Source organism: Roseateles sp. T103, from assembly GCF_057219915.1.
Window position 1 is genome coordinate 334,955 of the sequence record NZ_JBXVVS010000004.1, and the last position, 16,993, is coordinate 351,947.

Below are 16,993 nucleotides of genomic sequence, written 5' to 3' on the forward strand. Positions count from 1 at the left end.
TCCCTTCAGAGGGCCGGACAGGCTCTGGGATCGCCAGCCGCGACATCGCGATCGCACATGCGGATCGCGCCGCCCGCCTCGACCACCACGCGCAGCCGGCGGGTGCCGCCGCTCGCGCCTTCGATATCGACGGTTTGGATGCTGACGGCTCCGGCCACCGGCTGCACCTGACCCAGCCCGTTGAAGATCACGCGGTTGGCGGCGGCGCCGCCTGCGTCCGCAGCAGACACTGTCAACCCTGCGGCGTTCTCCAGCGCCCCGGAACGCTGCACCAGCTGAGGCGAATCAGACACCGAGGGCTGCGCCCCGCACTTTCCTTCTGGGCTGTCCACGGCAACAACCCAGGCGGGCGACGAGGAAGAGAGAGAACAGTTGTCTGTCGGCACCTTGGCACTGTCGGCGACCAGCCACAGCCCGACCCGGGCATTTCGCCGCAAAGCCTCCATGCGCGCCAGATCAAGGCCGTTCTTGATCGATTCGGCCGCGTTGCGCACCTTGAGGTTCTGCATCCAGTTGCGCAGCTCTGGCATGGCAAAGGCGAGCATCATCCCCATCACCACGAGGACCACGGCGACCTCGATCATGCTGACGCCGCGTGCCGCGGCCCGCCGGATGGCTAGCATTCGTCGCCCTTCATCAGCCAGCAGCTCTTGGTCACTGCATCGCCCTTGAACTTCGTCGTGCGCTGAGCGTTGCTCTGGTCCAGCGTGAAGACATGGCCGTTGGCCACCCCGGTAGAGCCTGTCGCCGTAACGGTGTAGCCCTGGCCGTTGTTTGTGAGTTCGCAACTTGTCGTGAACTTGCCCACGGTGCCGAAGGTGACCGCACCATTGCCGCAGCTGGTGGTGCCGTAGTTGCGGTTGTCTTGGTAGTACTGCTCCAGCTTGATGCGGGCGCTGGCCAATGCAGCAGTCCCCTCTGGGAGCGAACTGCGTCGGACATAGTCCTGGTACGAAGGCAGTGCCACGGCTGCAAGGATGCCGATGATGGCCACGACGATCAGCAGTTCCACCAGGGTGAAGCCGCGATCGAAGCTGCGGCGCGCCTTCAGCGCGGCTGCGCGAGTCGGAACATGCTGACAATCGTTCATGACGGGTTCCCTGAAATCTGTGTCGCACCGGCCTGACGGACGTATCGACGGTTGTCTGGAGAGGATTCTCGGCAGTCGCGGCGCCTGATGATGTGCCAAATTGCACATTCCGCCGCCCACCCTTGACGGGCGGAACGCGAGGCGCGACGAGTGGCGCGCCGGGGTAACAGACTGCTACCGGCATGCTGCACCGGAATGCGCCGCCGCAAAGGCATAAAGAAAGCCGCCCGAAGGCGGCTTCTCTGCACTGGCGCTGATTTGCGTGATTAGTTAGCGCGGCAGCGTGGTCGAGCCCATCAGGAACTCGTCCACCGCGCGGGCGGCCTGGCGGCCCTCGCGGATGGCCCAGACGACCAGGCTCTGGCCGCGGCGCATGTCGCCGGCGGCAAAGACCTTGTCGACATTCGTCTTGTAGCCGCCCTCGGCTTCGGTCGAAGCCTTGGCGTTGCCGCGGGCGTCCTTGCTGACGCCGAAGGCGTCCAGGATGGTGGCCACCGGGCTGACGAAGCCCATGGCCAGGAAGACCAGGTCGGCCTTGAGCACCTGCTCGGAGCCGGGCACCTCGGTCATCTTGCCGCCGTTCCACTCGACGCGCACCGTCTTCACGCCGGTCAGCTTGCCCTTCTCGCCCAGGAACTCCTTGGTGGCGATCGCGAACTCGCGCTCGCAGCCTTCCTCGTGGCTGCTTGATGTGCGCAGCTTCAGCGGCCAGTAGGGCCAGACCAGGGGCTTGTCCTCCTGCTCGGGCGGACGCGGCATCAGCTCGAACTGCACGACGCTCTTGGCGCCATGGCGGTTGCTGGTGCCGACACAGTCGCTGCCGGTGTCGCCGCCGCCGATCACGACGACATGCTTGCCGTCGGCGCGGATCTGGTTCTTCAGCTTGTCGCCGGCGTTGACCTTGTTCTGCTGCGGCAGGAATTCCATCGCGAAATGGATGCCCTGCAGCTCACGGCCGGGCACCGGCAGGTCGCGGCTCTGTTCGGCGCCGCCGGTGAGCAGCACCGCGTCGAACTGCGCCTTCAGCTCGTCGGCGCTGATCGTTTCCTTGGCCCAATTGGTGACCTTGCTGTCCTCGGGCAGGCTGCCCACCAGCACGCCGGTGCGGAACACCACGCCCTCGGCCTCCATCTGCTGGACGCGGCGGTCGATGTGCGACTTCTCCATCTTGAAGTCGGGAATGCCGTAGCGCAGCAGGCCGCCGACGCGGTCGTTCTTCTCGAACACCGTCACGTCGTGGCCGGCGCGCGCCAGCTGCTGGGCTGCTGCCAGGCCGGCCGGGCCGCCGCCGACGACGGCAACCTTCTTGCCGGTCTTCACCGCGGCAGGCTGGGGCTGGATCCAGCCTTCGGCCCAGGCACGGTCGATGATCGCGTGCTCGATGGACTTGATGCCCACCGCGTCGCCGTTGACGTTCAGCGTACAGGCGGCCTCGCAGGGCGCGGGGCAGATACGGCCGGTGAAGTCGGGGAAGTTGTTGGTGCTGTGCAGGACGGTGATCGCGTTCTGCCAGTCCCCGCGGTACACGAGGTCGTTGAAGTCCGGAATGATGTTGTTGACCGGGCAGCCGTTGTTGCAGAAGGGCGTGCCGCAGTCCATGCAGCGCGCGCCCTGCACCTTCGCCTGCTCGGGCGTCAGGCCGATGACGAACTCCTTGTAGTTCTTCAGGCGCTTCTCGACGGGCTCATAGCCCTCTTCCAGGCGCTCGTACTCCATGAAGCCGGTGACTTTTCCCATGGTGATCGACTCCTAATCTCTGGTTCAGGCCTTGACCGGCTTGGTCGGCGCCTTGGCTTGGGCAATGGTTTCGGCGGTCTGCTTGGCGGCGTTGAGCTCGCCCAAAGCGCGCTTGTACTCGTGCGGGAAGACCTTGACGAACTTGGCGCGCGAGGCCGCCCAGTTGTCGAGGATCTCGCGGGCGCGCTGACTGCCGGTCCAGCGGTGGTGGTCCTCGATCATCTTCTTCAGGATCGCTTCGTCGGTCTGCACCTCGCTCTGCGGGCTGATGCGGTGCCAGATCGCGCGATCGACGCCCGCCTCCTGCTCCTCCATCGGCAGCACCTTGTCCAGCGCCACCATGGCCGGGTTGCAGCGCTTGGCGAACTCGCCATCCTCGTCAAAGACATAGGCAATGCCGCCGCTCATGCCGGCCGCGAAGTTGCGGCCGGTCTTGCCCAGCACGACGACGGTGCCGCCGGTCATGTACTCGCAGCCATGGTCCCCGGTGCCCTCGACCACCGCCGAGGCGCCAGAGAGGCGCACCGCGAAGCGCTCGCCCGCCACGCCGCGGAAGAAGGCCTCGCCGCGCGTCGCACCGTAGAGCACGGTATTGCCGACGATGATGTTCTTGGTCGCGTCGCCGCGGAACTCGATGCTCGGGCGCACGACGATGCGGCCGCCCGACAGTCCCTTGCCGGTGTAGTCGTTAGCCTCGCCGATCAGGTAGAAGGTGATGCCCGGGGCCAGGAAGGCACCGTAGCTCTGGCCGCCCGTGCCTTCCATCTGGATGAAGATGGTCTGGTCCGGCAGGCCTTCAGGATGGCGGCGCACCAGTTCGCCGGAGAGCATCGCGCCCACCGTGCGACGCACATTGGTGACCTCCTGCATGAACTGCACCTTCTCGCCCTTCTCGAAGGCGGGCAGGCACTTCTCGATCAGCTTGACATCCAGCGCCTTGGCCAAGCCATGGTCCTGGCTGCCGTCGTGCAGGCGGGCCACCTCGGCCGGCACGGCCGGACGGTGGAACACACGGCTGAAATCCAGGCCCTTGGCCTTCCAGTGCGTGAGGCCCTTCTTCATGTCGAGCAGGTCGGAGCGGCCGATCAGCTCGTCGAACTTGCGGATGCCCAACTGCGCCATGATCTGGCGCGCCTCCTCGGCGACGAAGAAGAAGTAGTTGACGACATGCTCGGGCTTGCCGCTGAACTTGGCACGCAGCACCGGATCTTGCGTGGCCACGCCCACCGGGCAGGTGTTCAGGTGGCACTTGCGCATCATGATGCAGCCCTCGACCACCAGCGGTGCGGTGGCGAAGCCGAACTCGTCGGCACCCAGCAGCGCACCGATGACGACGTCACGACCGGTCTTCATCTGGCCGTCGGCCTGCACGCGCACGCGGCCGCGCAGGCGGTTCAGCACCAGCGTCTGCTGCGCCTCGGCCAGGCCCAGCTCCCAGGGCGTGCCGGCATGCTTGATCGAGCTCCACGGCGACGCGCCGGTGCCGCCGTCATGGCCGGCGATCACGATGTGGTCGGCCTTGGCCTTGGCCACGCCGGCTGCGATCGTGCCCACGCCCACTTCGGAGACCAGCTTGACCGAGATGTCGGCGCGCTGGTTGACGTTCTTCAGGTCGTGGATCAGCTGCGCCAGGTCCTCGATCGAGTAGATGTCGTGGTGCGGCGGCGGCGAGATCAGACCGACGCCCGGCACCGAGTAGCGCAGGAAGCCGATGTACTCGCTGACCTTGCCGCCCGGCAGCTGGCCGCCCTCGCCGGGCTTGGCGCCCTGGGCCATCTTGATCTGGATTTGATCGGCCGAGACCAGATACTCGGTGGTCACGCCGAAGCGGCCCGAGGCCACCTGCTTGATCTTCGAGCGCAGGCTGTCGCCGTCCTGCATCTCGTAGTCGGCCGCGATAACATCCTTGCCGACCACATCGGACACCTTGGTGCCCTTGACGATCTTGATGCCCTTGAGCTCGTTGCGATAACGCGCCGGATCCTCGCCGCCTTCGCCGGTGTTGCTCTTGCCGCCGATGCGGTTCATCGCCAGCGCCAGCGTCGAGTGCGCCTCGGTGGAGATCGAACCCAGCGACATCGCGCCAGTGGCGAAGCGCTTGACGATCTCGGCCGCCGGCTCGACTTCCTCCAGCGGAATCGCCTTGCTCGGATCGATCTTGAACTCGAACAGGCCGCGCAGCGTCATGTGGCGCTTGCTCTGGTCGTTGATGATCTGCGCGTATTCCTTGTAGGTCTCGAACTTGTTCGAGCGCGTGCTGTGCTGCAGCTTCGCGATCGCGTCCGGCGTCCACATATGTTCTTCGCCGCGGGTGCGCCAGGCGTATTCGCCGCCGGCGTCCAACATGGTGGCCAGCACCGGGTCGTTGCCGAAGGCGGCCTTGTGCAGACGGATCGCTTCCTCGGCCACCTCGAACACGCCGATGCCGCCGACCTGGGTGGGTGTGCCGCGGAAGTACTTCTCGACGAAGTCGGCCTTCAGGCCGATGGCCTCGAAGATCTGCGCGCCGCAGTAGGACATATAGGTCGAGATGCCCATCTTGGACATGATCTTCGACAGTCCCTTGCCGATCGCCTTGATGTAGTTGTAGATCGCCTTGTCGGTGGACAGATTGCCCGGCAGCTCGGCGTGCATCGCGCCCAGCGTTTCCAGCGCCAGGTAGGGATGCACCGCCTCGGCGCCGAAGCCTGCGAGCACTGCGAAGTGGTGCACCTCGCGCGCCGTGCCGGTCTCGACCACCAGGCCGGCCGTCGTGCGCAGGCCCTCGCGCACCAGATGATGGTGCACGGCGGACAGCGCCAGCAGTGCCGGCACCGCGACGCGCTCGGCACTCAGATAGCGGTCGGTGATGATGATGATGTTGTGACCGCCCTTGATGGCGTCCACGGTCTCGGCGCACAGCGAGGCGAGCTTGGCCTCGACACCCTCGTTGCCCCAGGTGAAGGGATAGGAGATGTCCAGTTCATAGGGCTTGAACTTGCCGTTGGTGTGCGCCTCGATGGCGCGCAGGCGCGCCATGTCCTGGAAGTCCAGCACCGGCTGCGAGACCTCCAGGCGCATCGGCGGATTCACCGCGTTGATGTCCAGCAGGTTGGGCTTGGGGCCGATGAAGCTGTTCAGCGACATCACGATGTTCTCGCGGATCGGGTCGATCGGCGGGTTCGTGACCTGCGCGAAGAGCTGCTTGAAGTAGTTGTACAGCGGCTTGTTCTTGTCCGACAGCACGGCCAGCGGGCTGTCGTTGCCCATCGAGCCGATGCCCTCTTCGCCGTTGGCGGCCATAGGCGCCATCAGGAACTTGATGTCTTCCTGCGTGAAGCCGAAGGCCTGCTGGCGGTCCAGCAGCGTGCTCTTGAACTCGGGCGCCGCGACCTCGCCGACCTCGATGTCGTCGAGCCGGACGCGCACGTTCTCGATCCACTGGCGGTAGGGGCGCGCGTTGGCGTACTGGTTCTTCAGTTCCTCGTCATCGACGATGCGGCCCTGTTCCAGATCGATGAGGAACATCTTGCCCGGCTGCAGGCGCCACTTCTTGACGATCTTGCTTTCGGGGATGGGCAGCACACCGGCCTCGGAGGCCAGCACGACCTTGTCGTCGTCGGTCACGCAGTAGCGCGCCGGACGCAGGCCGTTGCGGTCCAGCGCCGCGCAGACCTGACGACCGTCGGTGAAGACCATCGCCGCCGGACCGTCCCAGGGCTCCATCATCGAGGCGTGGTACTCGTAGAAGGCACGGCGACGCTCGTCCATCAGCTCGTGGTTCTCCCAGGCCTCCGGAATCATCATCATCGCGGCGTGGGCGAGCGGGTAGCCGCTCATCGTCAGCAGCTCGATCGCGTTGTCGAAGGTGGCGGTGTCGCTCTGGCCTTCGAAGCTGATCGGGTAGAGCTTCTTCAGATCGTCGCCCAGCACCGGCGACTTCATCACGCCTTCGCGGGCGCGCATCCAGTTGAAGTTGCCCTTGACGGTGTTGATCTCGCCGTTGTGGGCCACCATGCGATAGGGGTGGGCCAGCGGCCACTCGGGGAAGGTGTTGGTCGAGAAGCGCTGGTGCACCAGGGCGATGGCCGAGACCACGCGCTCGTCGGCCAGGTCGATGTAGTACTTGCCGACCTGATCGGCGAGCAGCAGGCCCTTGTAGATCACCGTGCGGCAGCTCATGCTGGGCACGTAGTACTCGCGGCTGTGCGTCAGCTTCAGCGCCTGGATGGCGCTGGAGGCGGTCTTGCGGATCACGTAGAGCTTACGTTCCAGCGCATCGGGCACGATGATGTCCGGGCCGCGGCCGATGAAGATCTGGCGGATCACCGGCTCCTTCTCGCGCACCGTGGGCGACATCGGCATCTCGCGGTCCACCGGCACATCGCGCCAACCGAGCAAGACCTGACCCTCGGCCTTCACCGCACGCTCGAGCTCCTGTTCGCAGGCCAGGCGGGAGGCGTGCTCCTTGGGCAGGAAGATCATGCCGACGCCGTATTCGCCGGGAGGCGGCAGGGTGACGCCCTGCTTGGCCATCTCCTCGCGGTAGAAGTCGTCAGGAATCTGGATCAGGATGCCGGCGCCGTCGCCCATCAGCGGATCGGCCCCGACCGCGCCCCGGTGGTCCAGGTTCTCGAGGATCTTCAGGCCCTGCTGGACGATGTCGTGGGCCTTCTTGCCCTTGATGTGGGCGACGAAACCGAGGCCGCAAGCGTCCTTCTCATTGGCCGGCCGGTACAGGCCATGCTCGGCCAGATCCCGGATTTCCTCGGCGCTGGCGACGACGCCAATCTGTCCGTCTTGTGCTGCAGCCATTGCAATCTCCACATCAAACCATCAGGGTTTGTAAGGGTACTGCGGTGCAGCAAATCCGGCAAGCCGGAATAAATAGGGTCAGAGTCTATTTAAGCAAAGCCAGACAAAGCAGAATCAATTTATTGGGGACAGAGTCAAGATACCACCTTGGGCTTCGCCGGGCGCCCACGAGGGCGCGGCACCACCGGCCGGGCCGCGCTTTTGGACAGCTCGGCCAGAAAGCGTGGCGAGCCCAGCGGCCAGCCCTTGAGTGCCGACTCCATCACGGTGCGCAGCTCAAGCTCGCTGACGCCTTCGTCGAGCAGATGGCGGTAGCGCATCTCGCGGTCGAAGGGGGTGTTGCCCAGCGCCCAGAAGCTGGGGTGGTCGTTGACCAGCGGGTCGCGCCTGAGCCCCAGGTGGTGCTGGCAGCTCGACCAGGCGTAGTCCTTGGCCTGCGCCACCAGCCCGGCACGCACCGGGTTGAGCTCGATGCAGCGCATCGCGGCAAGCAACTGGGTCTCGGGCTCCAGCGGCGCCGCGCGATAGCGCCCTTCCCACAAGGTGCCGCTGCGACCATGGCGCCGATTGAAGGCCGCCACATAGCGGCGGCCCAACGACTGCATCATGCGGCCCAGGCCCTCGTCGGTGCTCGGCGTGGCCAGCAGGTGCAGGTGGTTGTCCATCAGCACGTAGGCGTGAATGGACACTTTGTGGGTGGCGGCGCACTCCTGCAGCGCAGCCAGCAGGGTGCGCCGGTCATCGTCGTCCAGCACGATGGGCTGGCGGTTGTTGCCGCGGTGGATCAGATGCTGGGTCAGGCCGGCCTGGCTCAGGCGTGCGAGTCTGGCCATCGCAATCAGCCGAGCAGCCGCTGACCGGTGAGCCGCTCATGCTCGCGCAGCGCGAAGCGGTCGGTCATGCCGGCGATGTAGTCGGCACAGGCCCGCGCATGGTCATCGCTGTCGGCGAAGTCCGGCGGCAGCCGCGTCGGATCGTTCATGTAGAACTCGAACAGCTCGCGCAGCACCTGCACCGCGCGCTCGCGCTTGGCACTGACCTGCGGATGGCGGTAGAGATTGGCGAAGAGGAAGCGCTTGAGCTCGCTGCTCTCGGCGCGCATCTGCTTGCTAAAGCGCACCAGCGGCGGCGCGCGGCGCACATCGTCGATGCTCTGCGGTGCGACCTCGCGCAGCGCGGCACGCGTGCTGTCGATGATGTCGTAGACCTGATCAGACAGCATGCGGCGTATCGTCTCGGCGAGCAGTCGCTTGCCCTGCAGGCTCGGGTGCTGCTGCAGCGTGGCGCGCAGATAGCGGCAGACCAGCGGCACGGCCTCCAGCTGCTCCAGAGTCACCAGGCCGGAGCGCACGCCGTCGTCCACATCGTGTGCGTTGTAGGCCACCTCGTCGGCCAGATTGCACAGCTGCGCCTCCAGGCTGGGCTGCTGGCCATGCAGGAAGCGCCAGGCCACACCGCCCGGCTCGCGCGCCTCGATCAGCTCGGCATTGCGGCGACTGCAATGCTTGAGGATGCCCTCGCGACTCTCGAAAGTGAGATTGAGTCCGTCGAAGTCGGGATAGCGCTGCTCCAGCGTGTCCACCACACGCAGCGACTGCAGGTTGTGCTCGAAGCCGCCAAAGGGCTTCATGCACTCGTCCAGCACATCCTGACCCGCATGGCCGAAGGGCGTGTGGCCCAGGTCATGGGCGAGCGCAATGGTCTCGATCAGGTCTTCGTCCAGGCCCAGGCTGCGACCGATAGAACGGCCGAGCTGTGCCACCTCGAGCGAGTGCGTCAAGCGTGTACGGAACAGGTCGCCCTCGTGGTTGAGGAAGACCTGTGTCTTGTAGACCAGGCGGCGGAAGGCGCTGCTGTGGACGATGCGGTCGCGGTCGCGCTGAAAGTCGCTGCGGGTTGGCGCCGCTGGTTCGTGATGGCGACGGCCTCGGTTCCTCGCGGAATCGGCAGCGTAGACAGCCAGGGCCATGGTGCGTCAGGGCTTCGCGCCCTCAGGCGCTGTGCGCGTCCAGCGTCGCAGCAATCAGCGCGTCTTCAACGCTGTGCATGCCAGCGCGGCCAAGCGCCTCGATCAGCACGAAGCGGATCGCGCCGCCTTCGGACTTCTTGTCGACGCGCATCAGCTCCAGATAGCGCTGCAAGCCGAGCTTGGGCGCGACGATCGGGAGGCCGGCTCGCTCGACCAGGCGCCGGATGCGCTCCACGAAGTCGCCGGGCATCAGGCCGGCGCGCACCGACAGATCCGCCGCCAGCACCATGCCACAGCCGACCGCCTCGCCATGCAACCACTGGCCGTAGCCCAGCCCGGTCTCGATGGCGTGGCCGAAGGTGTGGCCGAAGTTGAGGATGGCGCGCAGGCCCTGCTCACGCTCGTCCTGGCCCACGACCCAGGCCTTGATCTCGCAGCTGCGCTGCACCGCATGGGCCAGCGCCGCCTTGTCACGCGCCACCAGCGCGTCGATGTTCAGCTCGATCCAGGTGAGGAATTCGGCGTCGGCGATCGGGCCGTACTTGATCACTTCGGCCAGGCCCGAGGCGTACTCGCGCTGCGGCAGCGTGTCCAGCGTCGCCAGATCGGCCACCACACGCAGCGGCTGGTAGAAGGCGCCGATCATGTTCTTGCCCAGCGGGTGGTTGATCGCGGTCTTGCCGCCCACCGAGGAGTCCACCTGCGCGAGCAGCGTCGTCGGCACCTGCACGAAGGGCACACCGCGCATGTAGATCGCCGCAGCGAAGCCGGTCATGTCGCCGATCACGCCGCCACCCAGCGCGAACAGCACCGTCTTGCGGTCGCAGGCCTGGGCCAGCAGGTGATCGCAGATGGTGTTGAGGGACGTCCAGTCCTTGTGCTGCTCACCGTCCGGCAACACCACCGCATCGACGCGCGGATAGTGCGCAAGCAGCTGACGGCGCAGGCGCTCCAGATACAAGGGCGCCACCACCTCGTTGCTGACGATCACCGCCGCGGCCGCCTTGGGCAGACCCTGCCAGCTGGCGGGCTGATCGAGCAGGTCCGGACCGATGAGGATGGCGTAGCTGCGCTCGTCGAGCGCGATGGATACCGTGGCGCGCGGGGTCGGGGAACCAGTTGCGCTGAAGCTGCTGCTGCTCATGCCCCAAGTGTACGGGCCGTCGCCGGACAGCCTCGCGGCCCAGGCTTCGTCTTCAGTCGAGCTTGCCTGCGCCCACGGTGGCCTTGACCCGCTGGTTGCTGATCTCGCCGGCAAGCTCCAGCTGCATCAGCACCATATTGACCAGCGTACTGACCGAGGGCCGCCCGGTCTCCATCACGTAATGCGCGGTCTCGCGGTAGAGCGGGTCACGCTGCGCATACAGCTCGCGCAGCTTCTTCAAGGGGTCGCGCACCTGCAGCAACGGCCGCTTGGTGTCGTGGCGCAGCCGGCGGAACAACTCGTCGGGCGACGAACGCAGATAGACCACAGTGGCACCCTCGCGCAGCGCGCGCCGGTTCTCGTCGCGCAGCACCGCGCCACCACCGGTGGCGAGCACCATCTCGCGTCCGGACGAGAGCAGGCTCTGGATGACCTCGGTCTCGATGTCGCGGAACGCAGCCTCACCCTTGCGGTCGAAGAAGCTGCGGATGCTCTCGCCCAGATGCTTCTCGATCTCGGCATCCGAGTCGATGCAGGGCACACCCAGCTGGCGCCCCAGCTGGGCCCCGACCGTGGACTTGCCACAGCCGGGCATGCCGACCAGCGCGAGCTTCAGGGCCTGCACCGGCCGGTAGCCGGGAACGCAGCCACCACCAGCGCTTGACCAACCGACGTCGTCAGGCCACTGGGCGACTTGATGTTCACCGTCAGCGTGCCGCTATCTGTCTTGTCGTCGAACTTGAAGCTGACAGAAACATTGCCCGGGCGCGAAGTGTTCGCCACTGGCGAGCCCCCCTGGACATTGGCGCTCAGGCCATCGGTCGTCGCCACAGTGATCGTGGTGCCAGCAGCCATGGGGTTGAAGGCCACACCATTGGCGTCAGCCAAAGTGAAGGTAATGAAGCCGCTGCGCCCACCGCCGGTGTAGAAGGTGCCTGAACCGAACAGAGGGTGCCGTCCATCGAAGGACGCTGGGTCAATACCATCCTCACGATAGAAGGGCTGGTCACCTGCATAGCCCTTGAGCAACTGCGGCGTCACAGCACAGCTACCGTAGACCTGATCAGGCCAACTCCCAGCGGGCCACACCGGGCGCGCCCCAGAAGTCGAGAAGATGGTCTGGATCGCACGACGGACATAGGCACGTCCCCAGGTCTGGCTGCAGGTTTCCGGCCGCGACGGAATGTCCTTGCCCACCTGCATCAAGGGCGCCGCCGCCGCCAGGCAGGACTTGCTGGACTGCGAGCCATTGGTGCTGAGCGAAATGAACTGGTCCTCGACGCCGTTGTAGAAACCGTCGTACTTGCGATCCAGATAGATGTCACCCAGATCCTGGAAGTCCTCGCCGAGGTCGTAGACGTTGTTGCCGTTCTGATCGAAGAAGGACTTCTCACCCAGCGCATAGGCCACCACAGTCACGCGCCCGTCGGCCGGCCGCGGCTCGGAGCTGACGAAGTTGGCCGTGGCGGAGGCGATGCCCTTGTCGCTGGTGGCGGTCTGACGGATGGCCTGGACTTGACCACCTTCGGTGACGAAGTTGATCGCCGTGCCATCGGGAACCGGGTTGCCGAGGCGGTCGGACGCGATCACCGTGTAGGTATTGGTGACCCCGTCGATGTTGTAGCCCTCGATATTGGTCGTCTGCTGAGCCAGCGAGAAGTTCAGCTGCGAAGGCAGGCCGACGGCGATCGCCAGCGCGCTGGACACCGTGGAGATATTGCTGCCTTGCAGCGTGGCCTTGATGCGCACAGGCGTCGGCACGGTGCCCGAGTTGACGCGGACGATGACCTTGCCTTCGCTGTCCGTCAGCTTGGACACTGCGGCGCTGCCGCCGTCGAGGGTCAGTCCCCCGACCAGCACGTCAGGTTCGAGCACCACCGTCTGTCCGGGCAGGCCGTTGTTGGCGGCATCCTTGACTTGGAAGGTGACGTTCGAGTTCTCGATCAGGCCCGAACCACGCAGATAGATGTTGGTGGGCGAAGCGGAGATGAAGCCGATGCTGGAAGCCAGAGGCGAGCTGACCGGGAGGCTCAGCGTCTGCGTCTTGGATGTGCCCACCACCGAAACCTGCAGGTTCTCACGAGCGTTCACCGCACCGCAGCCGCCATCACGGAAGGTGAAGGTCGCCTTGCCGGTGGTGGTGGTCTGCGTGGCCGGCGTGATCGTGCCCTTGCCTTGCGTGGCACAGGCCGAATTGATCGCCACGCTGACCGCGCTGCTGGCACTGGTGCCCGACAGCGTCACGGTCAGGTTGGCCTGGCCGTAGGCAGAGAGATTGCTGACGTCCGAGGTGAACGAGGCAATATTGACTTCTGTAGCAGTGAGCTGAAAGCCCGTCGAGCCGGAGTAGTCCTTGTCGAGATAGGTCACCGTGGCCTTGACGAGATCCGCGCCGGTGGCCGATGGCTGAGCGGGCGACAGCACGACAGAGGCCACGCCGTTCGCATCGGTCAACGCAGACGGCGCGCTGAAGGCACCGAGCCCTGCATCGGTGGAGAACTTCACAACCAGACCCGGAACGCCCGCGCCCGCCTTATTCTTCACCGTCGCGGATACCGTCGAGGGCGCACCCGCAGTCACCGTCACCGACGACAAGGCCACCCCCACCGTCACCACATCGGTAGTCGTGGCGCCACCACCACTGCCGCCCCCCGTGCCGCCGCCGACAACCGGCGTGCCGGCTTCGCCGCCACCGCCGCAGGCACTCAGCACCATGGCGAGCATGGCGCCGATGGCTACTGACTTCAGGCCGGCTCGGCCGGAATGATCACTTGTCTTCATTGCATTGAACTCCTGCTTGGCCGGCATGGCTGGGCCTGCCGGCTCCCCCTGATCAGCGGACAGTCACCCGATCGCTGACGACCTTCGGCGTGAGGAAGATCAGCAGCTCGGTCTTGGTAGCGACGCGTGACTTGCTCTTGAAGAGATTGCCCATCACCGGAACATCACCAAGCAGCGGCACTTTGGAGATGTCGTCGCGCTCTTCCTGTGTGTAGATGCCGCCGATCACCACCGTGCCGCCGTTCTCGACCAGCACCTGCGTACGCACCTGCTTGTTGTTGATCGCATAACCCTGAGGGGTCAGCGTGCCGCGACTGTCCTTGTTGACATCCACGTCGAGGATCACATTGCCCTCCGGCGTAATCTGCGGCACCACCTCGAGCTTGAGCACAGCCTTCTTGAACTGGATCGAGGTCGCGCCGCTGGAGGTGGCCACCTGATAGGGCAGTTCCTCACCCTGCATGATCAGCGCCTTGACCTGGTCGGCGGTGATAACGCGCGGGCTGGACACGATCTTGCCCTTGCCGTCGGCTTCCAGCGCCGAGAGCTCGAGGTTCAGAAAACGATTCGCGCTGGCACTGAACAGCGAGAGCGCAAACGACGCGGCCGAGCTGCCGCCGAAGGTGTCGGACGACACATTGGCCGGCAGGTTCACGAACTGGCTGTTGGAATAACTCTGCGCCGGACCTTGATTGGTCTGGGCGCCAACCGCGGAGTAGTTGCCACCCAGCGTGATGTAGTTGTTGCCCCCAACGTTGTAGCCCGGAATGCCTCCCTGGATGCCGCGCAGGTCCTGCGAGCCCAGCTTGACGCCCAGCGAGCGGCCGAATTTGTCGTCGGCCTCGACGATGCGAGCCTCGATCAGTACCTGGCGCACCGGCACGTCGATCTTGGCGATCATTCCCTGCACCTCTTCGAGCTTGGACGGGATATCCGTGACGAAGAGCTGGTTGGTGCGTGTCTCGTAAATGACGCTGCCGCGCTGCGACAGGATGCGCGAGTTGTTCTGTCCGCCGCCTCCTTGGGCGGCATTCTGGCCGGTCAGACCCTTGGCCACTTCCTCGGCCTTGGTGTAGTTCAGCTGGAAGGACTGAGTGCGCACAGGCTCGAGCTGGGCAATCTGCGCCTTGGCTTCGAGATCGAGCTTCTCCTTCGCGGCCAGTTCGTCCTTGGGGGCGATCCACAACACGTTGCCAGACTTCTTCAGACCAAGGCCCTTAGCCTGCAGGATGATGTCCAGCGCCTGATCCCATGGCACGTCCTTGAGACGCAGCGTCACGTTGCCGGTAACGGTATCGCTGGTGACCACGTTGAAGTTGGTGAAGTCAGCGATGACCTGCAACAGCGCCCGCACCTCGATGTTCTGGAAGTTCAACGAGAGCTTGTCGCCCGCATAGCCCGGCCCCTGGGTCAGCTTGTTGGGATCGACCTTTTGCGGACGGACCTCCAGCACGAACTGGTTGTCGCTCTGATATGCGCTGTGCTCCCAGGACCCCTTGGGCTCAACCACCATGCGCACGCGCTCGCCGCTCTGCGAAGTGGTGATCGTCTGCACCGGCGTGCCGAAGTCCGTCACGTCGATGCGACGACGCAGCTTCTCGGGAAGGGTCGAGCGCAGGAACTCGACAACCAGGCTCTGGCCCTGCTGCTGGATGTCCACGCCGACCTGATTACTCGGCAGGTTCACGATGACGCGGCCGCTGCCATCCGGGCCGCGGCGGAAGTCGACGTCCTGCAGCGTCTGCGCGCTGGCGTTCAGGCTCGGAGCGAAGCGCGTCGGCTCGCCCTCGGCCACGCTGGCCATGGCGGGCGCGGCGTCGAGGATCAGCACCAGTGCCTTGTCTTGCAGTTCGGCGCGATAGCCCGAGGCCTGGCGCAGGTTCAGCACGAGCCGGGTGCGCTCGCCTGCCTGGGCCACGCTCGCGGAGCGCAAATTGCCCTGGTTGATCTCCACGACATTGCGGCCCAAGGCGCTGCCCACGCCCGGCAGATCGATGGCGATTCGCGGCGGGGTCTGCACGGTGAAGCCGCGCGGCAACTCGGTCAAGGACTCGGCCAGTTCGATCCGCACGACCTCGGCCCCAGCTTGCTGCACGGAATTGATCGCGCGGATCACGTTCTGCGCGAATGCCGACGCGGACGCCGCAATTCCAAGGCCGCAGGCCAGTGCCAGGGCGCGCCAGTGGCTCATCCTCATGTTCTTCTGGGTACTCGTCTTCATCGTCCCTTCTCCTGCAGCTGGAGGGTACTGGTGCGCTCGATCCATTCGCCTGCTGCGTCCTGGACGATTTCTCGCAAGCTGATCTCGGTTTCGGTGATCTGGGTGATCCGGCCGAAGTTCTGACCGATGTAGTCGCCGGTCTTGACCTGATGCAGCAGGTTGTCGACCCTCAGCAGGGCATAGCGCCGCTGGCTGCGTGTCAGACTTCCCACCATGGCCATGCTGTCCAGCGGATAGGCCTCCAGCGGCTCGCGCCGACGGCTCATCTCAGCAGTGAGCAGCGAATTCGGCTGCGTGGCCTCTTGCTTCACCGCCACGCTGAGCTTCTGCTGGCTGAACGGATCGACGCCGGCGCCGGCTTCATAGGCTTGCGGCAGGAACTTTTTCGGCGGCACCAGAGGCTGGGCGCTGGGCTTGGCCTCGCGGCGCTGCTGCTCCATCCACTGATGCAACTCGTCGACGTCAGAGGCGCAGCCGGCGAGGGCCAGCAGCACGGCAGCACCGGCCAACAACCGGGACCCGGCCGAGTGAGTACGCAGCGAGGAGATCATCATTTCTTCGCTCCGGGCTTGGCGGCCTTGGCTGCGGAAGCCTTCTGCTCGGCCACCTCTGCAGCGTCCAGGTAACGATAGGTGCGCGCGGTAGCTTCCATGCTCAACGAGCCTGAGCCCGCATCCTTGCCTGTGGGCGCCACAACGCTGAGGTTGTGCAATGTCACGATGCGCGAGAGGTTGGCGACGTCGGCTGCGAACGAGCCGATGTCGTGATAGCGACCGGAGACGCGCAGCGAGATCGGCAGCTCGGCGTAGTAGTCCTTGATCACCACCTGGCCGGGACGGAACAGCTCGAACTGCAGACCGCGGCCGAGACCCGCCTGGTTGATGTCCGAAAGCAGCGCATCCATCTCGGCCTTGCCGGGCAGCTGCTTCTCCAGCTGGGTGACGTATTCCTCGACCTGGCTCTTCTGCTTGCGCAGCTCGGGCAGATTGACCGCCTGGGCCAACTTCATGCTGAAGTCGTCCTTGAGCTTGGGTTCCTTTTCGCGCTCAGCGTCCAGACCCGCCTGCACATCGGAGAGCAGCAGCAGCCAGCCGACAACGACAACGACAAGCACCACGGCCAGGAATGCCGCCAACTTGGGCAGCACAGGCCACTGGCCCGGCTCGTTGGGATTGAGCCCGCGAAACTGGTCCGCAACATCGGCGAACCAGGCATTCAGATCGATCTTCAGCGCAGGGGATTTGCTAGCCATGGCTG

At 65.4% G+C, this 16,993-nt stretch carries 12 protein-coding genes; all 12 read right to left on the minus strand.

From position 1 onward, the window contains the following. Positions 1–5 precede the first annotated feature (5 nt). Positions 6–584 (minus strand): GspH/FimT family pseudopilin, encoded by a 579-nt coding sequence (locus AC2EBS_RS14050; RefSeq protein WP_484729041.1) that lies wholly within the window; start codon positions 582–584, stop codon positions 6–8. Between the two features lie 32 nt (positions 585–616). After that, positions 617–1,090 carry a type IV pilin protein gene (locus AC2EBS_RS14055; protein ID WP_484729042.1) on the minus strand — a complete coding sequence of 158 codons (474 nt, stop codon included), beginning with the start codon at positions 1,088–1,090 and terminating at the stop codon, positions 617–619. 270 nt (positions 1,091–1,360) lie between these two features. Beyond that, positions 1,361–2,827 carry a glutamate synthase subunit beta gene (locus AC2EBS_RS14060; RefSeq protein ID WP_484729043.1) on the minus strand — a complete coding sequence of 489 codons (1,467 nt, stop codon included), beginning with the start codon at positions 2,825–2,827 and terminating at the stop codon, positions 1,361–1,363. Positions 2,828–2,851: 24 nt separating this feature from the next. Continuing rightward, a complete protein-coding gene (locus AC2EBS_RS14065; protein ID WP_484729044.1) occupies positions 2,852–7,621 on the minus strand; it encodes a glutamate synthase-related protein in 4,770 nt (1,589 codons plus the stop codon). A 134-nt stretch (positions 7,622–7,755) separates the two neighbouring features. Continuing rightward, positions 7,756–8,454: an REP-associated tyrosine transposase gene (locus tag AC2EBS_RS14070; protein ID WP_484729045.1), complete on the minus strand. Its 699-nt coding sequence runs from the start codon at positions 8,452–8,454 to the stop codon at positions 7,756–7,758. Positions 8,455–8,459: 5 nt separating this feature from the next. Beyond that, positions 8,460–9,590, minus strand: a complete 1,131-nt coding sequence (locus AC2EBS_RS14075; RefSeq protein ID WP_484729046.1) for a deoxyguanosinetriphosphate triphosphohydrolase — start codon at positions 9,588–9,590, stop codon at positions 8,460–8,462. A gap of 22 nt (positions 9,591–9,612) precedes the next feature. Beyond that, entirely contained in the window at positions 9,613–10,734 is a 1,122-nt protein-coding gene (gene aroB / locus AC2EBS_RS14080) for a 3-dehydroquinate synthase (RefSeq protein WP_484729047.1), read from the minus strand. 52 nt (positions 10,735–10,786) lie between these two features. Continuing rightward, on the minus strand, positions 10,787–11,329 hold the full coding sequence (locus tag AC2EBS_RS14085; protein WP_484729148.1) for a shikimate kinase: 543 nt from the start codon (positions 11,327–11,329) through the stop codon (positions 10,787–10,789). 17 nt (positions 11,330–11,346) lie between these two features. After that, complete coding sequence (locus AC2EBS_RS14090; RefSeq protein ID WP_484729048.1) at positions 11,347–13,542, minus strand: Ig-like domain-containing protein; 2,196 nt, start codon at positions 13,540–13,542, stop codon at positions 11,347–11,349. Between the two features lie 25 nt (positions 13,543–13,567). Beyond that, complete coding sequence (locus AC2EBS_RS14095; protein ID WP_484729049.1) at positions 13,568–15,736, minus strand: type IV pilus secretin PilQ; 2,169 nt, start codon at positions 15,734–15,736, stop codon at positions 13,568–13,570. Next, complete coding sequence (locus AC2EBS_RS14100) at positions 15,733–16,290, minus strand: pilus assembly protein PilP (protein ID WP_484729050.1); 558 nt, start codon at positions 16,288–16,290, stop codon at positions 15,733–15,735. The genes AC2EBS_RS14095 and AC2EBS_RS14100 overlap by 4 nt, the downstream gene beginning before the upstream one ends. Then, positions 16,287–16,988 (minus strand): type IV pilus inner membrane component PilO, encoded by a 702-nt coding sequence (locus AC2EBS_RS14105; RefSeq protein ID WP_484729051.1) that lies wholly within the window; start codon positions 16,986–16,988, stop codon positions 16,287–16,289. The genes AC2EBS_RS14100 and AC2EBS_RS14105 overlap by 4 nt, the downstream gene beginning before the upstream one ends. Positions 16,989–16,993: the final 5 nt, after the last annotated feature.